The organism is Paenibacillus sp. GCM10027629 (assembly GCF_042676425.1).
GTDB lineage: Bacteria > Bacillota > Bacilli > Paenibacillales > Paenibacillaceae > Paenibacillus_K > Paenibacillus_K terrigena.
On sequence record NZ_JBHTGZ010000009.1, the window covers coordinates 1,650,586 to 1,675,995 of the forward strand.

The following is a 25,410-nucleotide window of genomic DNA, read 5'->3' on the forward strand; positions in this document are numbered from 1 at the left end:
CAGCATTCACGGTGATATAACTTCAAAAAGGGGGAAATGAAATGAAGAAATCTTGGAAATCAATTTCTACAATGTGTATTCTTACACTCATGGCGACGGCTTTAGCGGCTTGTGGCGGTACGAAGACTGATTCTACAACAGAAGGTTCTACGAAGACGACAGATACACCAAAGGACACCCCAGCAGTCAGCAAGGAAGTTCCGACATTGGTCTGGTGGACGATCGGCAGCCAAGTCCCTAATAACTTCAGTAAAGCGATTGATGCAATGAATGCATACACAGCCGAGAAGATTGGCGTAAAAATTGATATCAAGGTCGCCAGCTGGGGTGAATGGGATACCAAAATAAACACGATCGTCAACACGGGCGAACCATTCGACATCATGTTCACGAATAGCGGTAAATACAGCAAACAAGTTGCTCTGGGAGCCTTTGCCGATATCTCGGATTTGGTGCAGAGCGAGACGCCTGAATTATACAAAACGATCCCTCAAAAAGTATGGGAAGGCACGAAAATTGGCGGCAAGTATTATTCGGTTCCTACCTATAAGGATTCATCGTTAACGCAGTATTGGGTATACGATGATAAATATGTGCAAAAGTATAATATCGATATCAACAATATCAAAACATTGCAGGATCTGGATAAGCCGCTGCAGGCGATAAAAGCTGGCGAAGGCAAGAGCTTCTACCCGTTGCCAATGACGCAAAGTGAAGGCTTGAATGGTTTCTTTAACGATTATGACGATTTAACCCTCGGCTTCGCTCCAGTTGGCGTCAAGGCTGACGATGCATCGCGCACGGTAGTCTCCGTTCTCGAGCAGCCAGATGTGGTGGCTAACCTGAAGCTCCTGCATCAATGGTATCAGGCTGGTATCATCAACCCGGATGCTCCGACGAAAACAGAGAATCAGAAAGGCAGACCATTCTTCGCAGCACAGGCATTCCCCGGGGCAGAAGTAAGCTGGCAAATCAATGATGCGGTTCAAAAGTATGATATGGTTCAACACTATGGACCAATTTATACGACGAGCACGATCCAAGGCTCTCTTAACGCGATCTCTGCGAATTCGAAATATAAGAAGGAAGCTCTTAAATACCTCGAACTCGTCAACACAGATCCAAAACTGCGCAACATGTTGGCCTTCGGTGAACTTGGGGTAGATTACAGCAATGTCGATGGCGAAAAGGTAATTGAGCGTACCTCCGATACTTGGCCGCTAGCTGCCTACACGCAAGGCACATTCTTTAATCTAGCGGTAACTAAAGGTGCTCCCGTAGATCAATGGGAACAAGTTAAAAAGCTGAATGATGTTGCAACATCTTCCACGATACTTGGTTTCGCACTGGATATCGGCAATCTTCAGACCGAAGTGGCGAATTGCCAAGCGGTATGGGATAAATACAAATATGAACTCATTACGGGCGCATCCGATCCAGAGAAGATGATTCCGAAGATTACGGCTGAGTTAAAATCCGCTGGGATGGACACGATTATGAAAACGGCTCAAGAGCAAATAAATAATTACTTCAAGTAAGAATAATTTCATAAGCATCCCGCATAGAGACAATCTGTACGGGATGCTTTTTTGTTGCTATCTATGAAGCTTTGCTGAATCGTGTTAAAGTGGGAATGTAACTGCTTACATTCAACACGATGCGGCCATTGAGGTGTCGAAATGAGCTCATTTTTACAAATCAAAATTTATCGTCATAAGTTTATTGCCTATGTCATTTTCGTCGTGACCATTGGACTCACGCTTGGCATTCTTACCTGTGCAATGCTGCTCAATCAATGGGTTGGTGACGCCCGTATAGAGGCTGCTAATGCTTTCGCTGGTGTAGAGAATGAGCTGCAGTATGATGCCGACCGCATTGAATCCTACATGCAGCGGATATACTCCAATCATAGTCTGATGGCGGATGCTCGCAGCTTCCTAAGTAGCAGTGTGGAAGGATACTTAACCAATAGTCTGCAGAAGAGCCAATTCTCGCAGCCGCTGGTATCCTTTCCAGAGGATATTAAAACCTACCTGTACAGCTGGGCGCGAGGTGAAATAACGCAGATTAGTCTGCATACCAACCAGTATGGCAATGTCGTACGATTTAACGATAACGGAATTGCAAGCTTCATGTTCGGTCTTCCAAATACAGATGAGGCTTTTCACGATACCATTCTAAAGGGATTCGTATATCGCAAGAAACTATCGGATGGAGCACTGGGCCCTAAGGAATTCGGGGAGCTGCGCTTCTTGGTCAGTAGTGATCAAATCTTTAAATCTATACAAAATTATCGATTAGGAAAGGCTGCTGCAGTCAGTGCTTCTGGTGAGATATACCTTATCGGTAATGGACCGGACCAAGACTTGATGGAACTATCCCGTCTTGCGACGGCGAATGGACGCAGTCATGGTTATATCTCGAAGGGTTTTTTCAAGCATATATTTTTCGTCACCTTTCCATCCACCAAGTTCAATTTCAAATTCGTTAGCATCGTGGATTTATCCATGCTGATTCGGCAGCATGCCAGTATGTTAATCACCATCTTTCTAATCGTATTAACGACCATCATTAGCGTAATGCTGCTCATTGTGTACAATTTGCGAGATGATTCCCGCTTCCTGCATCGTATTATTCAATCGATTGGACGCGTAAAAACAGCCAACTTTACCCCTAATCGCCCTGCTCGTTATCGTCGAAATGAATACGGCATGATCGCAAGGGAATTAGACGATATGATTCAACAATTAGATAAATATATCCGTAATGAATATTTACTTAAGCTTAAGCAGCAAGAAACCGAAATGAGAGCGCTTCAGCACCAGATCAACCCCCATTTTCTTTACAATACGTTAGAGGTTATCCGCTCTACTGCTCTTGTAAACCGGGATATGGACACCGCTGATGCCATTGCTACCCTAGGGGCGCTCTATCGTGATATGGTCAAAAAGGAGAATATTATTTCGATTGCTAGTGAGCTGGAATTGCTGCAGAAGTATTTAGAGATTATGGAGTTTAAGTATCCAGAGCGTTTTTATTATCAAGTCAATGTAGAGCAGGGCCTCCTCTCGATCCCTACCGTGAAATTCTGGATGCAGCCATTGGCTGAGAATTTTTTCATTCATGGCTTTAACGCCAGTCATGAATTTAACCTGTATGTCGTTAACGGCTGGGAAGCTGAAGACCATTATGTATTGGAATTCGTAGACAATGGACGTGGAATGAACGCTGAGCGTTTAAATACAGTTCGATGCACACTCTTGAGCCATGATGATACCTCTTCCAATAGTATTGGTCTGCGCAACGTATACACACGACTTCATTACTTCTATGGGAACAACTTTTCTATAGAGATTGAGAACAATGAGGAAGCTGGAGTCAAGATTTCAATACGTATTTCAAAAGAGGTGATTGAACATGTACAAGCTGATGATTGTGGATGACGAACCTCAGATTTTGGAGGGAATGAAGCGAATCCTGGACTGGAAACGATACGGCTTCAGTCGGATCGAAACCTGCGAATCTACGGAGGTGGCCATATCCAAGGCTGTAGACCTGCTGCCAGATGTCGCAATTTTTGATGTCTGTGTTGGCAAGAATCTTGGATATGAAACGATCCATAGACTCAACGAGCTCCAAATCCCTACGAAATATGTTATTATGAGCGGCTATAGTGAATTCAAGTATGCCCAAGAAGCCATTCGCTGTGGTGTCAAAGACTATCTGCTCAAACCAATAGAAAGAACGAAGCTGCAGCAAGTGATTGAGAAGATTATCGTGGAAGATCTCCATGGTACGGTAGGAAATATGAACAGCGAGAGTATGAACAAGGATCCGGTGCTGGGTGTAAGTTATGACAACTTATCCAAGCTGGTCAACCGCATTCTGCTGATGATCAAGACGGAATATGCTCAGAATATCACCTTAAAATCAGTGGCAGAGCGCTTCCAGATGAACAGTACCTACCTTGGACAATTATTTCTTAAAGAATCCAACATGAAATTTTCAGAATACCTCATGGCTTACCGAATGCTCCTCGCACAAGAACGAATTCAATCGACAGACGAGAAGATTTCTTATATCGCACTTTCCGTTGGCTATAACAACCTCAATTATTTTTATACGCATTTCCATAGCTTTTTCGGAAAATCTCCCTCTGATCTGCGGGGAAAAGGTTAACAACGAACTCGGCAGAAAGGAGGATATCGATGCTAAAGCGCTCTAGACACAGATGTATCTTCATGACAATCAGTCTTATACTGCTGCTCACAGCGTATACGACCGGTTGCTCCCGGCAGCCAAGCAAAAACAACAATGATAAATATCAAGGTGACACCGTAAATCTGATTTATTACACGATTGGAGAGCCTGACAAGGATCTGCAGCTCGTAAATGATAAAATCAATGAAATCATGGCTCGTAAAATTGGCGTGACGATCACCTATATCAAGGTAGGTTGGCAGGAGTATGAAGATCGGCTGAACACACTTATATCCGCAGGAAGTCCTTTCGACATTGCTTTTGCACCCAATTATGCAACCACCGCTATGCGCGGCGCATGGCTGAGACTTGATGACTATCTTACGAGTTCGGGTAAGGATTTGTACGACACCATTGACCCAACCTTTTGGCAAGGAGTACGAATGAATGATGGAGGCATTTATGGTGTACCGACCAATAAAGAGCTGGCCGTGCGTGATCATTGGATGTACCCTGCTTCCATCGTGAAAAAGTACAATATCGATATTACCAAATACAATACGCTGGAATCGCTTGAACCGTTGCTCCGGATGATTCAACAGAATGAGCCTGCATATGTCCCTATGGAATTAGATCGGGATTCACAGAATTTCTTCGCTCTCTATGGCTATGAATATATTGTGAACCATAAAGTTCCCTTGATGGTGAAATCACTGGACCCTAACGCTAAGGTCGTGAATATCTTCGAAACGAAGGAAGCACGGCAGGTATTAAACACATTACGGCGTTATTATAAGGAGGGCTTCATTAACAAGGACGCCGCCCTGCGGGAGACTGGCGGACTTAAGCGTTGGGATAAAGTGTTCTGGAAGTCCTCAGGTGGTGGCCCACTCTCAGAGACGACTTGGAGTAAGGATCGCGGATACAAGGTTGTATCGAATCCCGTAACCCCTAGCGTCGTCACCACGGAATCAGTCCGTGGAGGAATCATGGCTGTTAATGCCAATACCAAGCATCCCATAGCGTGTATTAAGTTTCTGAATCTTCTCAATACCGACCCTGAAATACGAAACTTATTTAATTATGGTATTGAAGGAGTGCATTACACGTTAGATGAACATGGGCAAGTTGCCCCAATTCCCGGCAAAGACAGCCACGGCGACCCGATCCCGGATGCACCAGCAAGCTATGCAGGAGTACAATACACACTGGGCAACTGGTTTATCCTGAAAACCATGGGCGGTGATAACCCGGAACCCCTCGACAAATGGGATCAGTTCCGCAAATACAACGCTGAATTAATCAAGTCCACCGTTCTCGGCTTTACGCCTGATCTATCCAAGCTGACCGCCCAAACCGATAACATCGAGATGATTTGGAAGAAATACTATCCAAGCCTCATGACTGGTACCGTCGAAGTTGACACGATCCTCCCTAAGTTTAACGAGGAGCTCAAGCAAGCAGGCATCGAAGAGGTACGGAAAGAAGTGCAGAAGCAGTTGGATGCGTGGCGGGGCGTAAAGAGGTAAGTGCTATAGCGGCTCCCTCATCCCGCCAGCGGATCCGGGTATGTATACCCCGTTAGCAGAACAAAGGGCTGCCACTTGGCAGCCCTAATGTATCGAACTATCGTGTCCTATTAGCTGAAGAAGTGACAATTACTGTCCAGTATTTCCTGATGATATTTTATTATTGGAATGTGCAATATTATTAGTTCCCATCAAAATGATAAATTAGTTGCACAACGCCAGAGGAGAATGTTCTTGTAGTAACCATTTTTAAATTCAACCTCTGTTTAATATCAATAAACAACGGTTTTCCTTCTCCCAAAATAACAGGGTGAACAGATAATCTAAATTCATCAACAAGCCCCAAATTGATAAAAGTTGTAATAAGACTTGCTCCACCATATAGCCAGATGTCCTTACCAGGCTTATTCTTTAATTTTATTACTTCTTCAAGAATATTATCGTTTATGAATATTGCTTTACTATCCGTCCCTTTTTGCGTTCTGGAAAACACATATTTTTCTTTACTATGAACTAGTCCCCACATTTCTTTTTCATTATCAGAGTGTTCCATTTCTGGTGTAAATTGTCCCCATAAATCATAGCTTTTTCGCCCATATAGAATCGTGTCAATTTGATTTAAGAAATCAATAAACCCCATATCAGCGTCCATAATGCACCAATCAACTTCACCATTTTTCCCTTCGATAAAACCATCTAAAGTAACGGCTAGATCTAGAATTATTTTTCGTTTCATGAGTGGTTACTCCTTTCTTTGATCTACCACCCATTATAGACCTTTAATATGTCACCTTGTGTCATATTAATAACTGAAAGGGTATCTTTTCAACTATGCTGCCCGTTACTTCAACAAGCAAAAGGGAGCTGCCTTCAAGCAAGCTCCTCAACGCTCGTTCCCCGTTTTAGTTCTCCATTTCTTTTATCCCGACCGTAAGATCAAATGCATCCGACAAGTCCTTTTCAAAATCGAGGAGTTCCACACGGCGGAGACCGATAACGTTTAGCAGACGGGGCTGAGCCCTTATCGGGCACGAACTCGGTCCTGCAAGCATTCTTCACACTCCACGCTAATCTACATGCATCAAATTGGTGCGTGCCAAACCGACCCAAATTCGAGCGAGTTTGCCGCATATGGATCAACAGCTTTCCTGGGTGTTGATATTGCCATGAACGTATACTTACTTCGATACCGGATAAGGAAACAAATCCACGATTCGGAAGCTTTGTCCGCTTTCGTTCGTAAACACCACATGTTCTCGCCTTAATTCACGGGGACTCTCTAAGCCGCAGGCGGCAGCCAGAGAAAACAAGCCTTCCCTCATCTGAAGAATATAGTTCATTACGCGCCACTGTTTCTCTTCGGGCGCCAGTGCCTCTTGATACTTAGAATCCGTAGTCGTAATCCCTGTTGGGCACTTGCCCGTATGACATTGCAGAGCCATGATGCAGCCGTTGGCCATCATAAAGCCGCGTGCAGAGTTGACGCAGTCCGCGCCCAGCGCCAGGGCGATTGCCACTTTGTCAGGCGTAATGAGTTTGCCGGAAGCGAAGATTTTGAATCGCTCGCGCACGCCGAATTTCCTTGCGATGTCGTCAAGGATAAGCAACGCGTTAAAGAGCGGCAATCCCATGCCATCTGCCATTGCTTTGAACGTAGCTCCAGAACCTCCCTCAGAACCGTCTACGGTAATAAAATCCGGGAAAATTTCTAGCTCAAGCATAGTCTGAAAAAACGGCTCGAGCCGCTTCGGATCGCCGACAACGATTTTGATGCCCACTGGTTTGCCGCCTTCTTTTTGCAAGGTGCTTATGAAACGAAGCGCTTCCTCTGGATTGGTTAGAAATTCGAATCGGTTCGGTGAATTCACTGTTTTCCCGATAGGCACTAAACGAGCTGCAGCGACTTTTTCGGTGACCTTAGATCCTTCGAGGTGCCCGCCGCGTATTTTGGCACCCTGATGAAATTTCAGTTCGAACGCCTTAATGTTCGGGATGTTAGCTTTGTGCTTGAATGCTTCAATAGAGAAGCGGCCAGTGTCATCACGGAAGCCGAACAAGCCTGGCCCGATTTGCGAGACGATATCGACGCCTGTGGCAAGATGTACATCCGCAACTCCTCCTTCACCTGTATTGATCCATGAGCCGCCTGCCATGAATGCGCCGCTTCCCGTAGACTGAATATAATGCTCACCTACTGCTCCGTAGGAAGTAGCTGAAGCGCCGAACATGCCTTTGAGCCGCCATGGGTGTTCACTGTTTTCGCCGACCATAATGACATCATCGTCATGTAGAAGCCATAGTTTGACCTGTTCTTCTACGTATTTTTCCTTCCTTGTAAACAGCCCTTCGTCGGTAATGACATATTTCTTTCCTGGTACGAGGACTTCGTTATCTACCCTTAGCTCGCTTGTCAATTTCGTGAACATGGCATTGGATAAATAGAAGCCGGGCTTTTCATAATCGCGCCTTCCACCGAAGGAGATAAGATCCGTCCGGTATTTCGCAGCATATACGAGACCGACAAAGTCGGCCCGCGAGAACGGCTTCCCTTCCGTATCGCTGTCAAACCAATATTGACGGAACTCAGGCCCCAACTTTTCAAGCAAATAACGTACCCAGCCAAGAAACGGGTGTGAGCGAATGATGGAATGCTTCGGTTTTTTAGATAAGGCATACATATAACCGATAAAAATGATCGGCGGCAGTATAATGATAACAAGCAGTAGAACCAGCAGGACAATTTGTAACACTGTATTGACCTCCCCGTAATGATAATCGTACATAGAATATTGTACCACCAATTTCCAATGATAATTCTGTTATATATAGTAAGCAAAGCGAAACAAAGATCTAACTAAACGGATATGATGCCATAAACTACTTGGCTTCAATCGATCAGATTGTTTTGCTAAGTATTCCTTTAACAGCTGTGGAGTAACATCTGAAATATGGATATCGCCAAGTTCATTAACCAACATTTTTAGCTGCTGGGAGTAGGGTTTTAGTGTATTTGGACTGAATCCCTGGATACGCTTATCGGCTTCATACAGTTGGCTTATATTCACAATAAAACCTCCCATTAGTCCTATTAAATCTAGGTTTTCTTCTAATGAGAGGTTTTAATCTGTTGTATTGAACTAGTGTACTCCGTTAGCTGAACAACATCTCCATGACTTGTGATACTTTTGATAAATAAACCCAACCCAAGCCAGGCCGTTAAAGCGGGCGTGTTTGTATAGTTCGATCACCATCCGCATTCGGCGAATGCCGGGAGGCTATTTTATTATTTGGAGGCGCTGTAATCGTTGAAATAGTGTACTCCGTCGTGAGCGGTATCACCCGGTTTTGTTCTTCGATTGGTGTTGAACCAGAGTTTATCCCCGTTGGCGATTCCGACACCCTCTATCTCAAAAAGGTCAGGGTATGCAGCGGACGTAACGCGGAATGACAGATTATTATCTGCATTTTTTGTACCCGAGGCAGTAGATATATTACGATAAACAAGTACAATGCTGATGTTTTTATATGTCAGGGGAACATATATTGTGTCGTTATAATAACCGAAACCCTGGAAAGCATACGAGGTGATGTTAGATATGGTACTGCCGTTGACCCGTGCATCTACAATATTTAGGTTAAAGCCATCGGTTACATTAATTGTACCGCTGTTTGCGGTCAGTGGGAGTGAACCCCTGTATAAGGTTCGTCCTGATTTGAAAAGAAAGTATATGCTGTTAGCGTCTTTGCTAGTAATTTTCACACCCGACATTGACTTGTCTACACCTTTGTATTTGATTGTGTAGTTACCAATTTTGTAATATGTCGTTCCTACATACTTCAGTTTCACGAGACTCATACTGCCGGCGTTCATCGTGACGACGAACATATAATAATTTCCGTCGATTGTGCTAAGCACCAAATCGTTGGCATGGCCCAAGTAGGTAGTATAAGATGTCCCATTATCACCGTTTGTCATGAGCATAGTGGTTCCATCGCTCATTTTAGTACGGTAAATGACTGCCTTAGTGTTGTCACTGTTGACTTTTACGGAATAGGTGTAGGAAGATCCCACTGCAAATCCCTGTGCGGCGTAAGAATTATTTGCATTGTCGAGCGTTGCGACGGTGTTGTAGGTGTTGTAATATGCTGCACTGGCTGTGATGGGAATCAACATCGCTGTGCAGAGGAAAAAGACTACAAATAGAGTAAAACGTTTCACCGTTCCTATTCTTCTTGTAAACATACTCTTCATACTCTATACCTCCATAAAAATATGTTGTTTATATAAATTGAATGAGTTTCCTACCCGGTTGCCGACATAAACAACACCAGAGCTGCTGCCGTACGAGGCCATGCTGAGTATCACATCGAGTCATTTTTTTCTTTGATTTCTTATTCATCTGAATGTAAGCCATACCTAATAACCCGACTACGACTCCGAGTCCCCCCCATACTTCAACATGTCCTGTAAAATATCCAATCGCACCACCAATTAATACACATGCAGCCATAATTAAACCAGCATTCATTCGTCATACACTCCAAATCACCATTTTGTAAAATTATACCATACGCCTACCTCTAATTAATCCTCCCAACGCACTAAACTGCCCGTTAGCTTAGTGACTACAAGTAAAAGAAGGGTGAAGGTTGAACTTTCTCAACCCTTCTGCCCACTAGCTTAATAAAACAAGGAGCAGCTGCCGCGGCAATCTACTCCTTGTTTAGTTTAACTAATGTTTCCCGTGAGCATAATGATTTCTATTCCAATGATAAATACCTTATGTTGCTACAACCAGGTCTTAACGATTTCGGCAAGCGTTATTTTAGTCGAGCCCTCGTCCGAAGGGTGAAGTCCATCCGGAATAAGTCGGTCGAATTCGGCGGGATTTTCGTCTAACATGCTCTGCCAAACTGGGTAATGGTCTATGAGCAAAAGTCCGCGCTTGCGAGCCGTATCTCTGTACACCTGATAATATTGCTCAATCAGAGGACGGATTTCTAGGTGTTCCCGAACCGGTGGATTCATGGTCATCAACAGAATTTCACAATTCTTGTTGGCAGCTTGAACTCGATCGATAAGAGCATTCAGGTTTGCACCGCATTTCGTAACACTCGTCTGGTAAGGCAAAAATGAGTCGTTTATGGCGAATTCCAGAAACACGGCGTCAGGAGCGAGAGCGGTTACACGTTCCTCCAAATTTTCAAGTCCCCAGCTAGACCATTGTCCAGATTTGGCGCTGTTGGTCAACTTAACTTGCCCTGGAAATCGACGCTCCAGAATCTCCTTTAATCCGTTGACCCAAGCGCCGCCTTCGGTCAGACTGGTTCCATAAACGACGATGTGCTGATGTTTCCCGTTTTCCAAATTGCTGATTGTTGCCGATAGGCTCATACTGCTCATCCTTCCATTTCTGATTTAGATAAAACAGTTTTTTGCTTATTCTATTCGCCCTTGAGCTACGTAATCCTGCCAGTTACTTCAATGATGCTTGGTACGATAATGGAAGTTTCCTGCCCGTTAGCGCAACACGGCTGCCGATTCATGCCGGCAGCCGCGTCTTATTTATTAAGCTATCGTTTCCTGATAACTTTAACAAAATATTTCATTTTCTTGTGATTAATTTGAAACTAGTTTTGATTCATGAACATGATCGTGGAAATGCCTTTTTGCCGATATGGATCAGGTACTTTTAACATGCCGATGTCGACTAAATGTTTAAGTACGAAGGCGCGCATTATTCCCGACGACATGCTGTTTTGTGACCAGTATCGTACATATTTGTGCGCATGTTCTGGCTGGCCCGCGAGCATCAATTGATAAACAGCTTGATCCAATTTCATAGCGGCTTCTTTGATTTGTTCGGACGGTTGCGGAATCGCCGCATGTAGACGTTCTCCTGTTTGCATATCTTTGCAATAAACAATATTGACTTCAAGACCAGTTTCCGTTCGCAGCAGATACTGCTTGTCGAAAAGACGGCGATACGCGTCGATGTTCACATCGTTTTGCGGCAAATCTCCATTGATCACATGCATCAGACTGATGAAATCCGAACTCAGATTATCTCGCCAACTGCCCTGTCTGCCGCACCACCACGTATCGCCCTGCCATGCCTTTAGTGCATGCTCTACGGAATCCCGATTCATATCGCCACAAAAATAATATTGTTTGGAGTCAAAACTGACGTCAAACTCTCTGTGTATCGTTGCAAAAGCGGCGTAATGACCGCCATCTTTACGTTTGACGGAGACCTCTTCATCGCTAACCCTATTGAGTTCTTTGAATCTCAATTGTTGACCAGCATACGGAATGAGACTCCACAACAGCAGATTGACATCCCCGCCTGGAATGTAGACACCCGTCTCTTGGAACACGTCAGCCATTGAGAAAAACGACTTAAAATAATGCTCGACGACAATCTCAGCATACTCTTTGAACAAACGGAACTGTGCCTCTCTTTTCGTCTGAGACGGATCTTCAATGTACATATTTGTACGATATTTTCCACCCCTTAGTTGATCCATGAAACCGTATTCTTCCAGCGTTTCGATTTCATCCTCGATAAATACTGGTGAAATGCCCAGTTCTTCGGCGATTTCATTAACCGTGAGCGGCTTGTGATAGGCGGAGAATGCGATATTTTGTCTGATCGCTGTCGCCAAGAAGTCGGCGGTGTCACCTTTGTTGCCAGGGGATCCGCTATGCCCTAAACCTGTCATGCGAATCGGATTGATGCCGAGATTACCCATCGATCGAATTGTGTTCATCTTGTGTTTCAGCTCCTTTTTCGCTTCGAATAAGTGCCATTTGACCGTGCCGCTAGAAAGACCCATCTCAGCCGCGATTTCGCTAATTTTCATTCCACCGTAATAGTACTTGACAACGATTTCCCGTTGCTGGTGAGATAAAAAAGCTATTTCCCGCCGCAATGCGCCAGCCGTTTCTTGACGGATGATCTCGTCGAAGCCCTCGTCTCTGGACATCACCTCATTGTCATCAATCCGCATTTGGTTGGAAGCTTTCACTTTCTCGCCTACGAATTTCGCCCACACATAATGCGCAATCTTAAAGACGTAGCTGTTCAGATCCAGTAACTCCGTCTTTTTGAGAAGTGCTTGGTATACTTCCAGCGTAATTCTTCCCGCCAGCTCCTCGGCTTCGGCGATCTTTCCCGTTTTGTTCAAAGCAAAACCATATAGCGGCTTGATGTAATCCTTGATGACACGGTCAGCATGTTGTTTATTCATGTTCTAAAAGCTCCTTCTATCGGGTGGCACTCAAATATATACTGCAGCGAAAACGAAAAAGGTTGGGTAGTTTAGGAAAAACTTTTTGTGTCGGACGCACCCTTGTAATAACTATGTATCTACTAACTTCCTGAGAAACATTAAACATTTATTCAACAATCCTGCCAGTTTAATAACTTACGGATTTCTTCAATATAGAAATGCTTTCCTGGAGGAACGCTTTATTTTTTTCAATTCCCCTGTTTTTACACCAGACAACAGCGCTGAAAGCGTCGTAAAAATCATAAAAGGGAAGTATTGTCTTCAACTCCATTAAGGGACGAATTGTTGAATACCCCTCTTTATACGAAATTCTACTTTGAGGATTTACTTCCCAAACATATCGATTAATTTTTGTGAAATCTATTTCAGAGGATCCTCCCCGTGCACTCTCAAAGTCAATAATTCCAACGATCTCATTATTATTTTTTAGTATATTACCTGGTCTGAAATCCATATGAACAACACAGGGGCCATCAGGATGAGGTAATATGGAGAAGGCGCTCTCAAAGTGATTAATACATTTTTCAAAAAGCCCTCTCTCAAGGATTTCCTTACAAGGTTCTGTCAACTTTTCAAAGTTATTTTTTATGTAAAGTCTCCAATTGTTCTGATGAAGAGATTGATAACCGTCTATTCCTTCAACACCATATTTCGGCATTTTAACTTCATGCAACTTTGCATGATACACCCCGATTTGAAATGCCAGTTCAACGTCAATATTACCTGTACACGGTATTCCTTGAATCTGAGATAAAAGTAAGGCACCAGAGATGAAGTCATCCCCACTCCAGAAGTCTAATACTTTTGGTACCGGTAATACCTCGCTCAACATTTCAAGCATTCGATATTCACGATACAATTTATCCCTATTGTAAGGGATCTTCGCATATACAGTTTCACCACTAGAAAGATTCAATTTATATACTTGTGAACTAAAAGACTCAGGAACATTATTTATACTTAAAACATTAAGGTTAAATCTTCTTATGATCGTTTGTATTAAGTTCAAATCGCACCTCACTTCTTTTGAATGATCTCTTAATTTGTTTACCTAGCCTTTCTACATTATTTCAAATAATCCTGTCCGTTACTTTAACATATCAAAAAGGAGCCGCCCTCAAGCAAGCTCCTCAACTCTCGTGTTCCGTTAGCTCAATGGTTCGGCAACTTTTTTGGTTAAAATTCCACAAGTAAGCATGTAGATTATGCAGGTATTCCTTTCTATGTGACGAAATTATACTGAGATCATGCTAAGTAAAATTATTCCAATTCAAGGAGGAAGACCACAATGATGAGACCTGTAGAAAGTAAGAATCCCATTCGGAGTCAGATCAGTTCCGTAATTCTATGGTCCAGAAATCTGGATAAGTCGGCAGAGCAATACAGCAGACTATTTAACCTTTCAAGCGAGCAGCAGGAGCGTTTCGGTCACATGCATGTCCTGCATTTGCCGAACGGAACGGACGTTATGATCGATTCCAATGGAATGGACAATGTTCCAATTCCGGATAAGGCTCCGCCGCTTTGCTTCGTACCCGCTGATGATATTGATGAAGCGGCTGCTTTAATAGAAAGCTTGGGATTCCAAATCATTTATGGTGGGATTATCCGGAACGAGTACGTATCTTTCTTCAATATGCGTGATGATGATTTTAATGTGATTACGGTATGCCAGAACCATAAATGATAAGGGATTAAGGAGGAGGTTGCCAAAAAGTCATCCAAGATGGCGTTTGAGGCAGCCTTTTTTGTGTTAACTTGTTTTATTAAAGAAACCACTCCAATCTTGTGTCAGGAGTGGTTTGTGTTTGTAGCCTGGTCCCTCTATTTTTATTTTTGTTTGTAAGGCTTCGGATTCTTATATTTTAGTTCCGGATGCTTTTTAAGTAATTTTTCAGCCTTTGCAAGTTCAGACTCAGGAATCAAACCTTGATTGTAATCGGCAATAATTTTATTCATTTCTTTATATTCATCTTTTGAAATGAGCTGTGATTCGTCAACTACATTTGTACTTATTATTTCAGGAGAGGATCTAGCAATGAAAATCGTTCCACATAAAATCATCACCATCGTCCCAACTGTTATAACTTTTTTCCTCTTCATATCTCGCCTCCTATATTTTAACTTAAATTCATTAATTTAGACGTGTAGTCGTGTTCTTAAAGCTAGGCATAATAACATCCTTAATCCTTGTGCCTAATAACGGTCCCCGCAATAAAGTCATAAATAGTTTGTCTATTTTTGTTCAATAAGGGACTTATCAGGTAAATAAACACCAGTCCATAAACCGTAGTAAATAATGAATAAATTAAATAATCTGGATAATCAGTAGGGATGACAATATGCCAAATGGTGAAATGAGCCAGTTCCCATGGGATGAATTTTATGGCAGAGCGGAAAAGAGATTTTCCAAGTCCGATTGGTTTACCAATCACGTCCGTAACCACAATCCCCATCTTTCGTTTTCCCCATGTCGCATGCGATTTCGACCCCTCACTTAAGGCAAAATAAAGATATACAGGCAACGTAATCAATAGAAACCCTGTAATTTCCGCCGATAAAGGGCTTGCCATAAACAGTGGAATCAGCAACGGTTTTACCAGAAAAGATACTCCAAACAACAGGAAGAAATAACCCAAAATGATAACATAATCCCACAAAAAGGCGATTAAGCGGGTGCTAACAGATACACTTTTTAGATTTTCATGCCTTTGTATCACTCTAACCCTCCTGACCTGAATGAGGAACATTTCACTATGGACTATTCGGGATTCCATTCAATTTCCCTACCCGTTAGCGGGGAAAAGGCAGGCTTGCCAAACGATCTTACAGTTCATTAATGGCACGCAGGATTGGTGCATGCTCGGTGAATGCAGTTGAACCTATAGATATTGCGCCAATCATTGCAAATGTATATAGCAACTTTTTCACTTGTGTTTTTCCCCCATCGAACAATTGTAGCGCCCCCGTTATCACGTCAATTGTGTCCAATCAGCCGATATATAGCGGTCTGCGTTTAATATGTTAGACGCTAAATACTTGAATATGTTTCCATATTCAACAAATTATATCACACTACATTAACCTGCCAGTTAGCGCAAATAGGCTACCGATCCATGCCGGCAGCCCCGTCTTCGTTACTTATTTGATCTCGTTTTCGTGTTTTCACGTGACGCGACAAAATAGACTCTTACCTGCGGATGATAATGATTGCTTGAGGAATGACGAGCCAGAAGCCAGATATCGGCATGAAAAATACACCAATCAAGCTAAGTGCCAGCAGGTGGACGCCGATGAATTTTGGTACATCCGTCCCCTTGACCCGAATAAGCCAGTTCATTAAGCGGGCAAGCATAAACAAAAGAAGACCAAACATAAAAACCAGAAAGCAGCAGCTCTGTTGGCGTGCAGTTGAGGTTCAACCGCGTTTATAAAACCGTCATTCGCGATATCAATGATCTGCTGCCAGTAAACGACAATTCCGACGACCGTGTGTAACACAGCTGTCCAAGCCAGCATCACACCACTATATTTTTTAAATTTCACCTTAATCGTTTCTCCTCTGTCGATTGGCCCGTTACTAACGAATTTCAGAAGCTTTCAAAAATTCTATAAATGTTTAGTTATATTCTCTTCAGTAATTTTCCATTTGTTGCATATCTTCTCAACCGTATGTACACTTGTATTATCAATAGGAAAGAATGAACATTGGTTGGTCCATTCCTGACCGTTTAAAAAATAATACAAGATATTAATGACACCTCCATGTGTGACTATCAATACATTCGACCGGATTTCTTGATTTTCAAGCTTCATACATAAGTTATCAAATGAATTTCTAATTCTGTTATAAAAATGTATTGGAGTTTCGCCTCCCGGAAAAGGAGTATCCATCTGAAGAGTATTAAAGTAAATCCCTGGATACTTTTCCTCTGCTTCTTTATTAGGCATTCCAGCTAGCACTCCGTTATTCATTTCTCTCCATTCTTCTGAGTAAATGGTCTCTATTTTAAGAATTTGTTCAATTTCCCTCGTCGTTTCAATAGCACGTGCAAGATCGCTGCTCAGAATTGTATGAATACCGTATTTCCCTGGATGACGATATAGATCCTCACCAAGCTTCCTCGATTGAAGGACGCCTTGGTCAATTAATCCCCTGTTACTCCAACCTCCTCGAAATCCATCTTCATCCATGCCGTGCCTTACTAAAAAAATCTTCATTGTAATGTCTCCATCTAAGTTTAGTTTGCAAATTAATCGTATTTAGTAGTATTCGCTCAGTTTTTTAACTCTCCTGCCCTTTACTTCAATAAACGAGAAAGGAGCTGCAAGCAAGCAGCTCCTTCACTTTCTTATTTTCCAACTCAAGTTCTACTTTAACTTACCAGTGTCTTCGGCATATTCCCGAAGAATCCAACCGCATTGGCCGCAAACGAATAGAATCCGTTCGCTAAGGTGCCGGTATTCCGTACGCTCCGGTCTTTTCATCGGTGTCCGTGAATAGATGCCACCCTCGTTAAAGCTGTGTGCGATCTTGATCTCGCTTCCCGGGCAATCCGAGCATGTCAAAGATTTTCTGATCTTTTCGAAATCCATTGTGTTTTCTCCTTGTATAGCAATTTGAAGTAACACATCAGTTTGGACAGAAATTCATTGAACTTCACCTTCGATTTAGTATATTCAATATTATTCGCTAACCTTTCCTGTAACTCCTCTAAGGGCTTCATTTCAATGTGTTACACTGATCCGAACATTTTTTTACCGCGAGGCTGGTCTCCCTTGTCGTCCGGTTCAAGCGTAATCCCGATCCGATCAAAATTGGGCGTATCAGATTCCATCGGCAACGTCAGCATGCCGACACCGGCACCTTCAGATGCAACCCGAAACGTTCCTGCGCTGGAGCGAATACCATCCTTAATGAGCCAGACCTGATAGGCTTGATCACCGGTCGTTGGCGTGGCTCCGTAGACATATACCACGAACTGCTTGCTCTTCCCTTTGTCGAGGATGTAGGCGATGCCGGAAGCCTTGGAATCATCAAGAGATTGAGATTGCAGCGGAATAGCTATTTTGATCTGCGATGGGTCTACATACTGCGTTTCAGCAGTCGTTGACATATTTATACGTTCACGATACAACCAGAAGTTCCATGCCGAACCGAAAAGGAACATAGCAATCACTGCAGCGGCTGGAGCTTTTCTCAACCAGCGTAATTTTACACTTCGACGGTTTGTCTCAGCATCAGGTTGAGCTTTTGTCGTATCCTCAGCAGCAAAAGCCGCCTTCATCACTTGCTGCTTCAAATCTTCTGGCGGTTCGATTTGTTCCATATCTGCGGACATCCTCTCCCATACGGGTTGCAGTTCAGTGGTCTCCGCTTGGCAGGCTTCGCAGCCTGGCAGATGACGCTCAAAGACAATGCGCTCTTCCTCAGTGCATACACCAGATAAATAATCCAGGTACAATTCGCAAACGGATTGTGTTTTCTCGTTCAAGGTCATCCTTCTCCTTCTACGACCAGATGTCTGCGCAATATTTTCAAAGACTGATGCAGCCTGTTCTTCACGGTGCCCAAAGGCTCCCTATAGTGCTCGGCCAATTCTCTCAGGCTGTAACCTCGCCAATAAAAATCCTCTAGAAGCTCGATCTGTTGCTTAGACAAAAAGCGATAGGCGTTGCGAATTTGCTCCTTGAGTGACTCTCTCTCCACATGTACTTCAGGCGTGGCCGCTTGATCAGGGATGCTTTCCATTTCTTCGGGGAGATAAGGAATGAGCCCATTGGTGTGCCTGCGCTGCTGACGCAACCAATCCATCGTCAAATTTCGGGTGATTGTAATTAGCCAACTTGTGAACTTTCCCTTATCTGGATTGAATCCCGAATCCGTCGTCCAGAGCCGGACGTAAACGGATTGGACAATATCCCGTGCGGCTTGTTCGTCTCGAGTCGCTTTGCAGGCGAAGGAATAAATAAGGGACACGTAACGATCATATAAAATGGACAACGCTTCCTGTTCCTTCTGTTTCACGAGCAGCATTAATTCGTAGTCAGATAGATGGTGCATACGGACGAGGCCTCCTTGGTCGCACCGGTTCAATATTTCAACCTGGTTTTACACGCGCAATTTAAAAACAAGAAGACATCAGCAAGGAAACCAATGTTACAGTTCCCTTGCTGATGTGGGTCATTACGATTCTGAATAGTCTATGATATCACTAGCTTATGTTCTGGTTACAGTCTACTTAGCCGCTGGTACACCATTGAATTTACTGGGATCAATCACGAACCATACATCCTTCACTTTCTGACCCAATGTGTCGCCATGCTTGACGTCTTTCGCAAAGTAATACAGCGGGGAGCCTTTGTAGGTCGCTTGCTTGGTGCCGTCAGGACGAGTGATAGCGCCGAAGTCATCCTTATTCAGGGTTGATGGCACACTGCCTTCAATTGTCATATATACCGGCCAAATGGCAAGACATTCGCCTTCGCAAGCGCTCATTTGCGGCTTATCTTTCGTAAAATAGTATAATGTGCGGCCTTGATCATCCGTCAGATACGGACCTAACTCTGCGTTGGAACCAAGCATAACACGGTAGTCCGGCTTAGCCGCGAACCATACGCCCATAACGCCTTCACCCAGCGTATCGCCAGCTTTTTTATCTTTTGCGAACGTATAGAGAGGCCAGCCTTTGTACATCCACTGCTTCGCACCTCCCGCATGCGTCACAACGGTAAAATCCTCAGGATTCATCGAAGCTGGAATCTGCAGTTGATCCGCACTTAGGATAGGCCAATTTGCAAGACACGGCCCTTGACAGGCATCTAAATTCTGAGCATCCTTGGAGAAGTAATAGAGTGTGCGTCCTTTACCGTCTACGAGGACAGTTCCAAGTTTGGCGTCCGTACGCATACCAATTCGCTCAGGCAGCTTCGCGGAAGCAGGAATGATTCCGTCCTTCTGTAATTTATCAAAAAGCTTCTGTCCATCAGACATCGATCCATATAAGGATTCAACAAGTGCTGTGGAGACATGATTATTTATCAACGCGGAGACACCAGAGATTTGGTTCATCCCTTTGTCTGCAGCAAAAGATTCTGTATCCTCGTAAGCGAAGTCCTTATCCGATTTATAACCTAGAACCTCAAGCAGCACCTTATACAACTGTTGTGAGCTTACAGGTGCTAGTGGACTGAAATGATTCGCTCCATCGCCCTTCCAACCGTATTGAGGGTTGCTGTTCAGATAAGCAAGAATAGCTTGGTTGTTTGCTCCTACCTGATTCGCATCGTCAAAGTTCTTCTTCCCCGTATATGCGCTTGCCTCATCAAGCTTCCCCTGCAGCCGCAGCGAGATAATAGCCGCTTGCATACGAGTCGTGCTCTTGGCTAAATATTCAGCGTCAACTCCATTACGGTCACCTTTAAGTAAACCAAACTCAGCCGCCGTCGGTGCTTCCGTTTTTACGTCACCTTTACCTACTGTAGCCTCTTCAGCCATAGCGAGCCCCGGTACCAGCAGCATTGCGCTTAGCGTAACTGCAAGAAGCAGCTTCCCCATTTTTTTCATCCTTTGACAACCTCCTATGAAAATATGATGTTATTAAAAGGTAACGCTGGAATGAACCAAGAGGTTTGAATGTACAGAAAAAAATATTATTTTAAGCACATATACGATTTTTGAGCATCTCACCTCTTCAATTGTATATAAATTGGTATAGTACACGAGGAATACGAGTTAAGGAGGACTACCGAATGAAATACAGAAGATTAGGCGGAAGCGGACTTAAAGTCAGTGAAATCAGCTTGGGAAGCTGGCTTACCTATGGAGGTTACGTCGAACGCGAAAATGCAGTGAATTCGATTAAAACCGCCTACGATCTGGGTATTAATTTTTTCGATACGGCGAATGTCTACGAGAATGGAGCCGCGGAAGAACTCGTCGGAAAAGTACTGAAGGACTATCCGCGCGAATCCTACGTACTGGCTACCAAAGCATTCTGGCCCATGGGAGACGGTCCGAACGACCGCGGATTATCGCGCAAACACATTACCGAGCAAGTGAACGCAAGCTTGAAACGTCTCGATCATGATTACGTCGACATTTTCTACTGCCATCGCCACGATCCAGATACACCGCTGCACGAGACACTGCGGGCCATCGACGATCTCATTCGCCAAGGCAAAGTGCTCTATGCCGGCGTAAGCGAGTGGCAAGCATCCGAAATCGCGGAGGCACTCGGGGTTGCCGACCGATATCTATTGGACCGTATCATCGTTAATCAACCCATCTATAATATGTTCGATCGCTATATCGAAAAGGAAATCATCCCGCTCAGTGAACGTTCCGGTATCGGTCAAGTCGTCTTCTGTCCACTTGCACAAGGCTTGTTGACCGGCAAATATACGTCCATCACCAACATCCCGCAGGACAGTCGTGCCGCCAAATTGGAATGGGTGCGCGAGGGGATCACGGATGAGAAAATTGCTAAAGTAGCGCAGCTTGCAGAAATTGCTGCGGAGCTCGAGATTTCCGTTGGAAATCTCGCATTGGCCTGGATTCTACGCAATGACAACGTAGCAAGTGCACTTGTCGGAGCCAGCCGTCCGGATCAGGTAACTGAAAATGCGAAAGCATCAGGCATCGAACTAAGCGAAGACGTACTCAATCGCATTGAAGAAATCCTGCAATAAGTTCGATCGAACATGAAAAAGGTGACCGTCTCGCAAACCGATTGCATCGAGATGGCCACCTTTTTATTTTCTTTTATAACCCCAACTTATGCCCCTTCTCCAAGCGCTGAATCTGCTGTTCCCCTGTGTCTGCTAGTTCCCGGAACTGACTGATCGTCTCTCGCATCTTCGGCAGTGCTTCCTGTTTGTAGGTACTGATGGAATCTAGCGCCGATAACACATCCGTAAATGCTTGTTTCAACGTCTCCACATTGATATTGGCTTCGAGCGATTGCTTATGGATTTGAGCCCCTTGATCTTTGAGCATCCTCGACGTGCCGGCAATTAGTTCATTGGTCGTTTGATTGAGAAGTTCAATCTTCTTCAAGACGATCTTCTGATTATAGAGCGCGCTCGCAACCGTTACAGAAATTTTCAAGGCCGAGATGGTCACGTTCTTGGCTCTGTCGACACCGCGAATCAATTCTTTGTTGTTGCGGGTGACCACTTCAATTGCCATTATCCCCTGCTGATTGACGACCATCATTTGCTGCATATCCATGACCCGTTGACGTAGTGGGAACAGCACCTCTTCGGTGATGAAGCGAATTTTATCCGGGTCTTCATTACGTGCCTTGGCCGCTTCGATCTGTGCTTCAATGGATGTATCCATTAATGTACCGAGCTCGATTTCCTTCTGAAGCTTCTTCGTCAGATCGCGCAGCGCCTGCTGCTCAATTTCAAGCGTCGTATTGTCATTCTTCAGGGTCGTCTTCCCTTTATCTAGCGAGACGACAATATCGGCGATCATCGCATCCGCTTTCTCATACTTCAAGAAATACGCACGTAACGGATTGAACAGTTTGCCTAAGAAGCCTGTTTTCGTAAAATCAATGACGCTGGGGTCCAGATCTTTTAGTTGCATATGCAGCTCTGTTAAACCCTTCGCGACTTGGCCGCCGTCGTCTCCCGTTTTGGACAAGTTACCCACCGATACCTGAAGTAAATTGTTTTTATTCGAAGAGGTTCGCATCGTATTCATTCCGAACGTATCGATCGATTGCAAGATCTCTTTTCGCTTCTCCAGTGAATCCAGATCTAACGACATAATGGAGGCAACATTGGAATCAGCCAATGCTTGTAGCTTCGCGACTTCCTCGGGAACGGGTTTAACCTCTTGCTCGATCGCTGCTTGAATTTCTTCCGGGTTTACGACTTCCATCGAAAATGACATAGGAATCCTCCTTTGATTATAAAAAGTTACATTTGAACGTTAAACAGGTTTGCAATTTTATAGACAACATCATCGGTATCGGCATTAATACTCGCTGCTTCATTAATACTCGATATGCTCTGCAGCGCTTGAATATCGGCATTGTAGCCAATGGTGTAGATCGGCACTTTGTAGGTTGCAATCAGATCCTTGATATCTTTGAGGGAATTCCCGCGATTGGTCTCCCCATCACTCAGCACGAAGATCATCGGCTTAATCGATGGATTTACGGCTTTCTCATCCTGAAGCATTTTTAACGCAACGATAATGCCGTCGAATGTAGCCGTCCCGCCATCTGCTTGTAGACTTTCTACCGCCCCAACGAACATCGACTGCTGTGTCGTGTCATACTTCTTAATTGGAAGATTTATCGTGACATCATTAGAATAAGAGACAAGCCCGATGCTATTGTCTTTTCCTAGATACTTTTGTCCTTTGCGTAACGATTCCTTTAATCGATTTATCGGTTCTCCCGCCATGCTGCCCGAAACATCCGTTACGAACACAGCGGCAATCGGTTTACTTCCGTTTTTCTTCTCTTTCCATACCTTCTGTGCGGAGGAGAGGAGTCCACCCTCCACGACTGCAATTTCGGATTTATAATCATTTAATTGATTGAATCCTTTATCTTGCGCCATCTTCTGATATTTGTCTTGCGTCACAAATTCAGCAAATTTCTTAATGAGATCGATTTTGTCCTTCGGGAGATCGCCAAGCGCGTATAACGGACTATCATGTCTCATCCCAAAGGGTGTAAATACGTACCCGCTCTTCAAATCAGCTGTGTTCAGGTAAGACTGATATTCGAGCACGAACCCATCTAACATTCCGGACTTCGCCGCATCGCGCATTTGAATCGTGGTCGAGGCTAGAAATGGTACATTCGCTTGGAATTTCTCGAAGCCTTGGATCGCTTTATCACTTAGAATATTCGAACTGTCAAACGTATTAAGGGCTGTGATCAGGAAGTTCAACCCTGTTGAGCTTGCAAAAGGATCCGTATAGCCCATGCTGAATTCATTATTCGCGATCGCTTCCGTCACGGTCTTAACATTCACAGATCCATAAGAAGCGACAAGCGCATCGTTTTTGGCTTTCGTAATCACAATCCCAGGAACGTTGCCTACAAGCCGCTTGGTTATAAGCTGCGTTTTAACCCCACTCGCCTTGACCATTTCGCCCCATAACTCATTCGAAGGGGTATAAGCATCAGGTATATATTTGCCGGATTTAATATAATCGGCAGCTGTACCAGACGCAATATTACGAATTTTGACGGAGACGGGCTTTCCGTTCACTTGGATATTCGCCTGATTGAATTCTGTTGCAACATCCGCTAGCCAACTATCCATCCCTGTTCCTGACTTTTCCGTCGAAGAGAATATTTCAACGAAATTATTGGTCGTATTGTTCACTGTAACCGGAAACTTCGAAATATCCGGCAGCGTCTCCCCAATATCCGCAGGATTAATATCGATTTGACCTTTTACCGGGGTATCGGTCGTCACAGATATGTTGTTGTAGAGCTTGCTAAGCTGCTTGCTTGCGTCTTCCGCAGTGACCTGAGATTTCGTTTTGCCCAAGTTCGAGGTAAAGTTCACCCCAAGATAGACAAGGATAAATACAACTACCAAAATAAAGACAGATAATAGTAACTTACTCTTTCCAGTCATTCGCTGCACCTCTCACGATTTATAGTATTTGGTTTGCTTGATTAATGCGTCCAATTCCTGCATGCAGGACAGTTGATCAATTTCACCGGGCTCAATATGATCTAGGCTTGAAATTTCTAAGAGGAGTTGATCGAGCTTTACTAGAATTTCTTCGTTATTCGCAATGGAGCTCTTCATGGATGTGAGGTAATCGTTATACACGTTGGCTTTTTTCTGGAGAAGTTCAGTGGAAAAACTGGATGACTTGCGCTGAATCATACGATTAAATTCCGATTCATCAAAGACGTTAAGGATGTTCAATATATTCCTGATGTTTAGATAGAATAGATTCTCAACGGCTTGGGATACGGCTGCGAACTTCTTAAAGCTCATCTCCGTCTCTTCAAATCGCTGCTTCAGAACCTGGAGTAAGGTATTCTTCCGCTTCTGCAGCCGCTCCATTTGCTCTAAGGCTAGGTTCATATCGCTTTCTATTCCTTTGACATGGCGATATCGAGATAAATTCTCGACATATTCTTCGTGCGTTTTGATTTCCTTAACAGGAATAATAACAGGTTTCTTGAACAATAAATGATAAATGCCATAGATAAGAGCCCCTACGCTGGCAAACAATAAGGTGACTCCCGTTGCTGTGGATAGGGCGCTTGCTCCAATCTGAACACCTATAAATCCTGGTGAAAGCACGAGGATGTTCACAGCAGCTACGCTAACCATAAGACCAATGAGTTTAATGATATTTGTACTCGACAATATTTAATCCTCCTCTGCCTTT

General features: G+C 43.9%; 24 protein-coding genes and 1 pseudogene. 6 read left to right on the top strand and 19 right to left on the bottom strand.

Annotation, left to right across the window (positions count from 1 at the left end):
* Window positions 1-41: 41 nt before the first annotated feature.
* The 4 genes from ACFQZR_RS17110 to ACFQZR_RS17125 all read left to right on the top strand — a co-directional run bounded on the left by ACFQZR_RS17110 (window position 42) and on the right by ACFQZR_RS17125 (window position 5,729).
* Window positions 42-1,538: an ABC transporter substrate-binding protein gene (locus tag ACFQZR_RS17110; RefSeq protein WP_379347930.1), complete on the top strand. Its 1,497-nt coding sequence runs from the start codon at window positions 42-44 to the stop codon at window positions 1,536-1,538.
* Window positions 1,539-1,679: 141 nt separating this feature from the next.
* The gene (locus ACFQZR_RS17115; protein ID WP_379347932.1) at window positions 1,680-3,443 is read left to right on the top strand and encodes a sensor histidine kinase; all 1,764 of its coding nucleotides are present in this window, start codon (window positions 1,680-1,682) and stop codon (window positions 3,441-3,443) included.
* Complete coding sequence (locus tag ACFQZR_RS17120; protein WP_379347934.1) at window positions 3,418-4,179, top strand: response regulator transcription factor; 762 nt, start codon at window positions 3,418-3,420, stop codon at window positions 4,177-4,179. The genes ACFQZR_RS17115 and ACFQZR_RS17120 overlap by 26 nt, the downstream gene beginning before the upstream one ends.
* Window positions 4,180-4,208: 29 nt before the next feature.
* Window positions 4,209-5,729, top strand: a complete 1,521-nt coding sequence (locus tag ACFQZR_RS17125; protein ID WP_379347936.1) for an ABC transporter substrate-binding protein — start codon at window positions 4,209-4,211, stop codon at window positions 5,727-5,729.
* A 181-nt stretch (window positions 5,730-5,910) separates the two neighbouring features.
* Here ACFQZR_RS17125 and ACFQZR_RS17130 read toward each other — a convergent pair whose 3' ends face one another.
* The 8 genes from ACFQZR_RS17130 to ACFQZR_RS17165 all read right to left on the bottom strand — a co-directional run bounded on the left by ACFQZR_RS17130 (window position 5,911) and on the right by ACFQZR_RS17165 (window position 14,031).
* The gene (locus ACFQZR_RS17130) at window positions 5,911-6,465 is read right to left on the bottom strand and encodes a dihydrofolate reductase family protein (protein ID WP_379347938.1); all 555 of its coding nucleotides are present in this window, start codon (window positions 6,463-6,465) and stop codon (window positions 5,911-5,913) included.
* A gap of 442 nt (window positions 6,466-6,907) precedes the next feature.
* On the bottom strand, window positions 6,908-8,512 hold the full coding sequence (locus ACFQZR_RS17135; RefSeq protein WP_379347940.1) for a glutamate synthase-related protein: 1,605 nt from the start codon (window positions 8,510-8,512) through the stop codon (window positions 6,908-6,910).
* A 36-nt stretch (window positions 8,513-8,548) separates the two neighbouring features.
* The gene (locus ACFQZR_RS17140) at window positions 8,549-8,794 is read right to left on the bottom strand and encodes a site-specific integrase (protein ID WP_379347942.1); all 246 of its coding nucleotides are present in this window, start codon (window positions 8,792-8,794) and stop codon (window positions 8,549-8,551) included.
* A 218-nt stretch (window positions 8,795-9,012) separates the two neighbouring features.
* Window positions 9,013-9,981 (bottom strand): hypothetical protein, encoded by a 969-nt coding sequence (locus ACFQZR_RS17145; RefSeq protein WP_379347944.1) that lies wholly within the window; start codon window positions 9,979-9,981, stop codon window positions 9,013-9,015.
* A gap of 28 nt (window positions 9,982-10,009) precedes the next feature.
* Complete coding sequence (locus ACFQZR_RS17150) at window positions 10,010-10,258, bottom strand: hypothetical protein (RefSeq protein ID WP_379347946.1); 249 nt, start codon at window positions 10,256-10,258, stop codon at window positions 10,010-10,012.
* Window positions 10,259-10,518: 260 nt separating this feature from the next.
* Complete coding sequence (locus ACFQZR_RS17155; RefSeq protein ID WP_379347948.1) at window positions 10,519-11,124, bottom strand: SGNH/GDSL hydrolase family protein; 606 nt, start codon at window positions 11,122-11,124, stop codon at window positions 10,519-10,521.
* A gap of 236 nt (window positions 11,125-11,360) precedes the next feature.
* Complete coding sequence (locus ACFQZR_RS17160; protein WP_379347950.1) at window positions 11,361-12,980, bottom strand: sigma-70 family RNA polymerase sigma factor; 1,620 nt, start codon at window positions 12,978-12,980, stop codon at window positions 11,361-11,363.
* Window positions 12,981-13,149: 169 nt separating this feature from the next.
* Window positions 13,150-14,031, bottom strand: a complete 882-nt coding sequence (locus ACFQZR_RS17165; protein WP_379347952.1) for a phosphotransferase — start codon at window positions 14,029-14,031, stop codon at window positions 13,150-13,152.
* A gap of 279 nt (window positions 14,032-14,310) precedes the next feature.
* Between ACFQZR_RS17165 and ACFQZR_RS17170 the strand changes: the two genes are divergently transcribed.
* Window positions 14,311-14,709: a VOC family protein gene (locus tag ACFQZR_RS17170; RefSeq protein ID WP_379347955.1), complete on the top strand. Its 399-nt coding sequence runs from the start codon at window positions 14,311-14,313 to the stop codon at window positions 14,707-14,709.
* A gap of 143 nt (window positions 14,710-14,852) precedes the next feature.
* Here the strand turns inward: ACFQZR_RS17170 and ACFQZR_RS17175 are convergent, their stop codons facing one another.
* The 8 genes and pseudogenes from ACFQZR_RS17175 to ACFQZR_RS17210 all read right to left on the bottom strand — a co-directional run bounded on the left by ACFQZR_RS17175 (window position 14,853) and on the right by ACFQZR_RS17210 (window position 20,589).
* Entirely contained in the window at window positions 14,853-15,125 is a 273-nt protein-coding gene (locus ACFQZR_RS17175) for a hypothetical protein (RefSeq protein ID WP_379347957.1), read from the bottom strand.
* Window positions 15,126-15,205: 80 nt separating this feature from the next.
* On the bottom strand, window positions 15,206-15,742 hold the full coding sequence (locus ACFQZR_RS17180; protein WP_379347959.1) for an RDD family protein: 537 nt from the start codon (window positions 15,740-15,742) through the stop codon (window positions 15,206-15,208).
* A 470-nt stretch (window positions 15,743-16,212) separates the two neighbouring features.
* Window positions 16,213-16,541, bottom strand: a pseudogene (locus ACFQZR_RS17185) (DUF6463 family protein).
* 90 nt (window positions 16,542-16,631) lie between these two features.
* Window positions 16,632-17,243: a histidine phosphatase family protein gene (locus ACFQZR_RS17190; RefSeq protein ID WP_379347961.1), complete on the bottom strand. Its 612-nt coding sequence runs from the start codon at window positions 17,241-17,243 to the stop codon at window positions 16,632-16,634.
* Window positions 17,244-17,393: 150 nt separating this feature from the next.
* Window positions 17,394-17,618 (bottom strand): hypothetical protein, encoded by a 225-nt coding sequence (locus tag ACFQZR_RS17195; RefSeq protein WP_379347963.1) that lies wholly within the window; start codon window positions 17,616-17,618, stop codon window positions 17,394-17,396.
* Between the two features lie 140 nt (window positions 17,619-17,758).
* Window positions 17,759-18,517 carry an anti-sigma factor gene (locus ACFQZR_RS17200; RefSeq protein ID WP_379347965.1) on the bottom strand — a complete coding sequence of 253 codons (759 nt, stop codon included), beginning with the start codon at window positions 18,515-18,517 and terminating at the stop codon, window positions 17,759-17,761.
* Window positions 18,518-18,519: 2 nt separating this feature from the next.
* On the bottom strand, window positions 18,520-19,086 hold the full coding sequence (locus tag ACFQZR_RS17205) for an RNA polymerase sigma factor (RefSeq protein WP_379347967.1): 567 nt from the start codon (window positions 19,084-19,086) through the stop codon (window positions 18,520-18,522).
* A 174-nt stretch (window positions 19,087-19,260) separates the two neighbouring features.
* Entirely contained in the window at window positions 19,261-20,589 is a 1,329-nt protein-coding gene (locus tag ACFQZR_RS17210) for a hypothetical protein (RefSeq protein ID WP_379347969.1), read from the bottom strand.
* Window positions 20,590-20,774: 185 nt separating this feature from the next.
* Here ACFQZR_RS17210 and ACFQZR_RS17215 point away from each other — a divergent pair, with 185 nt between their 5' ends.
* Window positions 20,775-21,713 carry an aldo/keto reductase family protein gene (locus tag ACFQZR_RS17215; RefSeq protein WP_379347971.1) on the top strand — a complete coding sequence of 313 codons (939 nt, stop codon included), beginning with the start codon at window positions 20,775-20,777 and terminating at the stop codon, window positions 21,711-21,713.
* 73 nt (window positions 21,714-21,786) lie between these two features.
* Here ACFQZR_RS17215 and ACFQZR_RS17220 read toward each other — a convergent pair whose 3' ends face one another.
* Genes ACFQZR_RS17220 through ACFQZR_RS17230 form a run of 3 tightly spaced genes read right to left on the bottom strand, consistent with a single transcriptional unit; the run spans window position 21,787 to window position 25,388 of the window.
* Window positions 21,787-22,926, bottom strand: a complete 1,140-nt coding sequence (locus ACFQZR_RS17220) for a toxic anion resistance protein (protein WP_379347973.1) — start codon at window positions 22,924-22,926, stop codon at window positions 21,787-21,789.
* 26 nt (window positions 22,927-22,952) lie between these two features.
* The gene (locus ACFQZR_RS17225) at window positions 22,953-24,638 is read right to left on the bottom strand and encodes a vWA domain-containing protein (protein WP_379347975.1); all 1,686 of its coding nucleotides are present in this window, start codon (window positions 24,636-24,638) and stop codon (window positions 22,953-22,955) included.
* Window positions 24,639-24,650: 12 nt separating this feature from the next.
* Entirely contained in the window at window positions 24,651-25,388 is a 738-nt protein-coding gene (locus ACFQZR_RS17230) for a hypothetical protein (protein WP_379347977.1), read from the bottom strand.
* Between the last annotated feature and the right edge of the window lie 22 nt (window positions 25,389-25,410).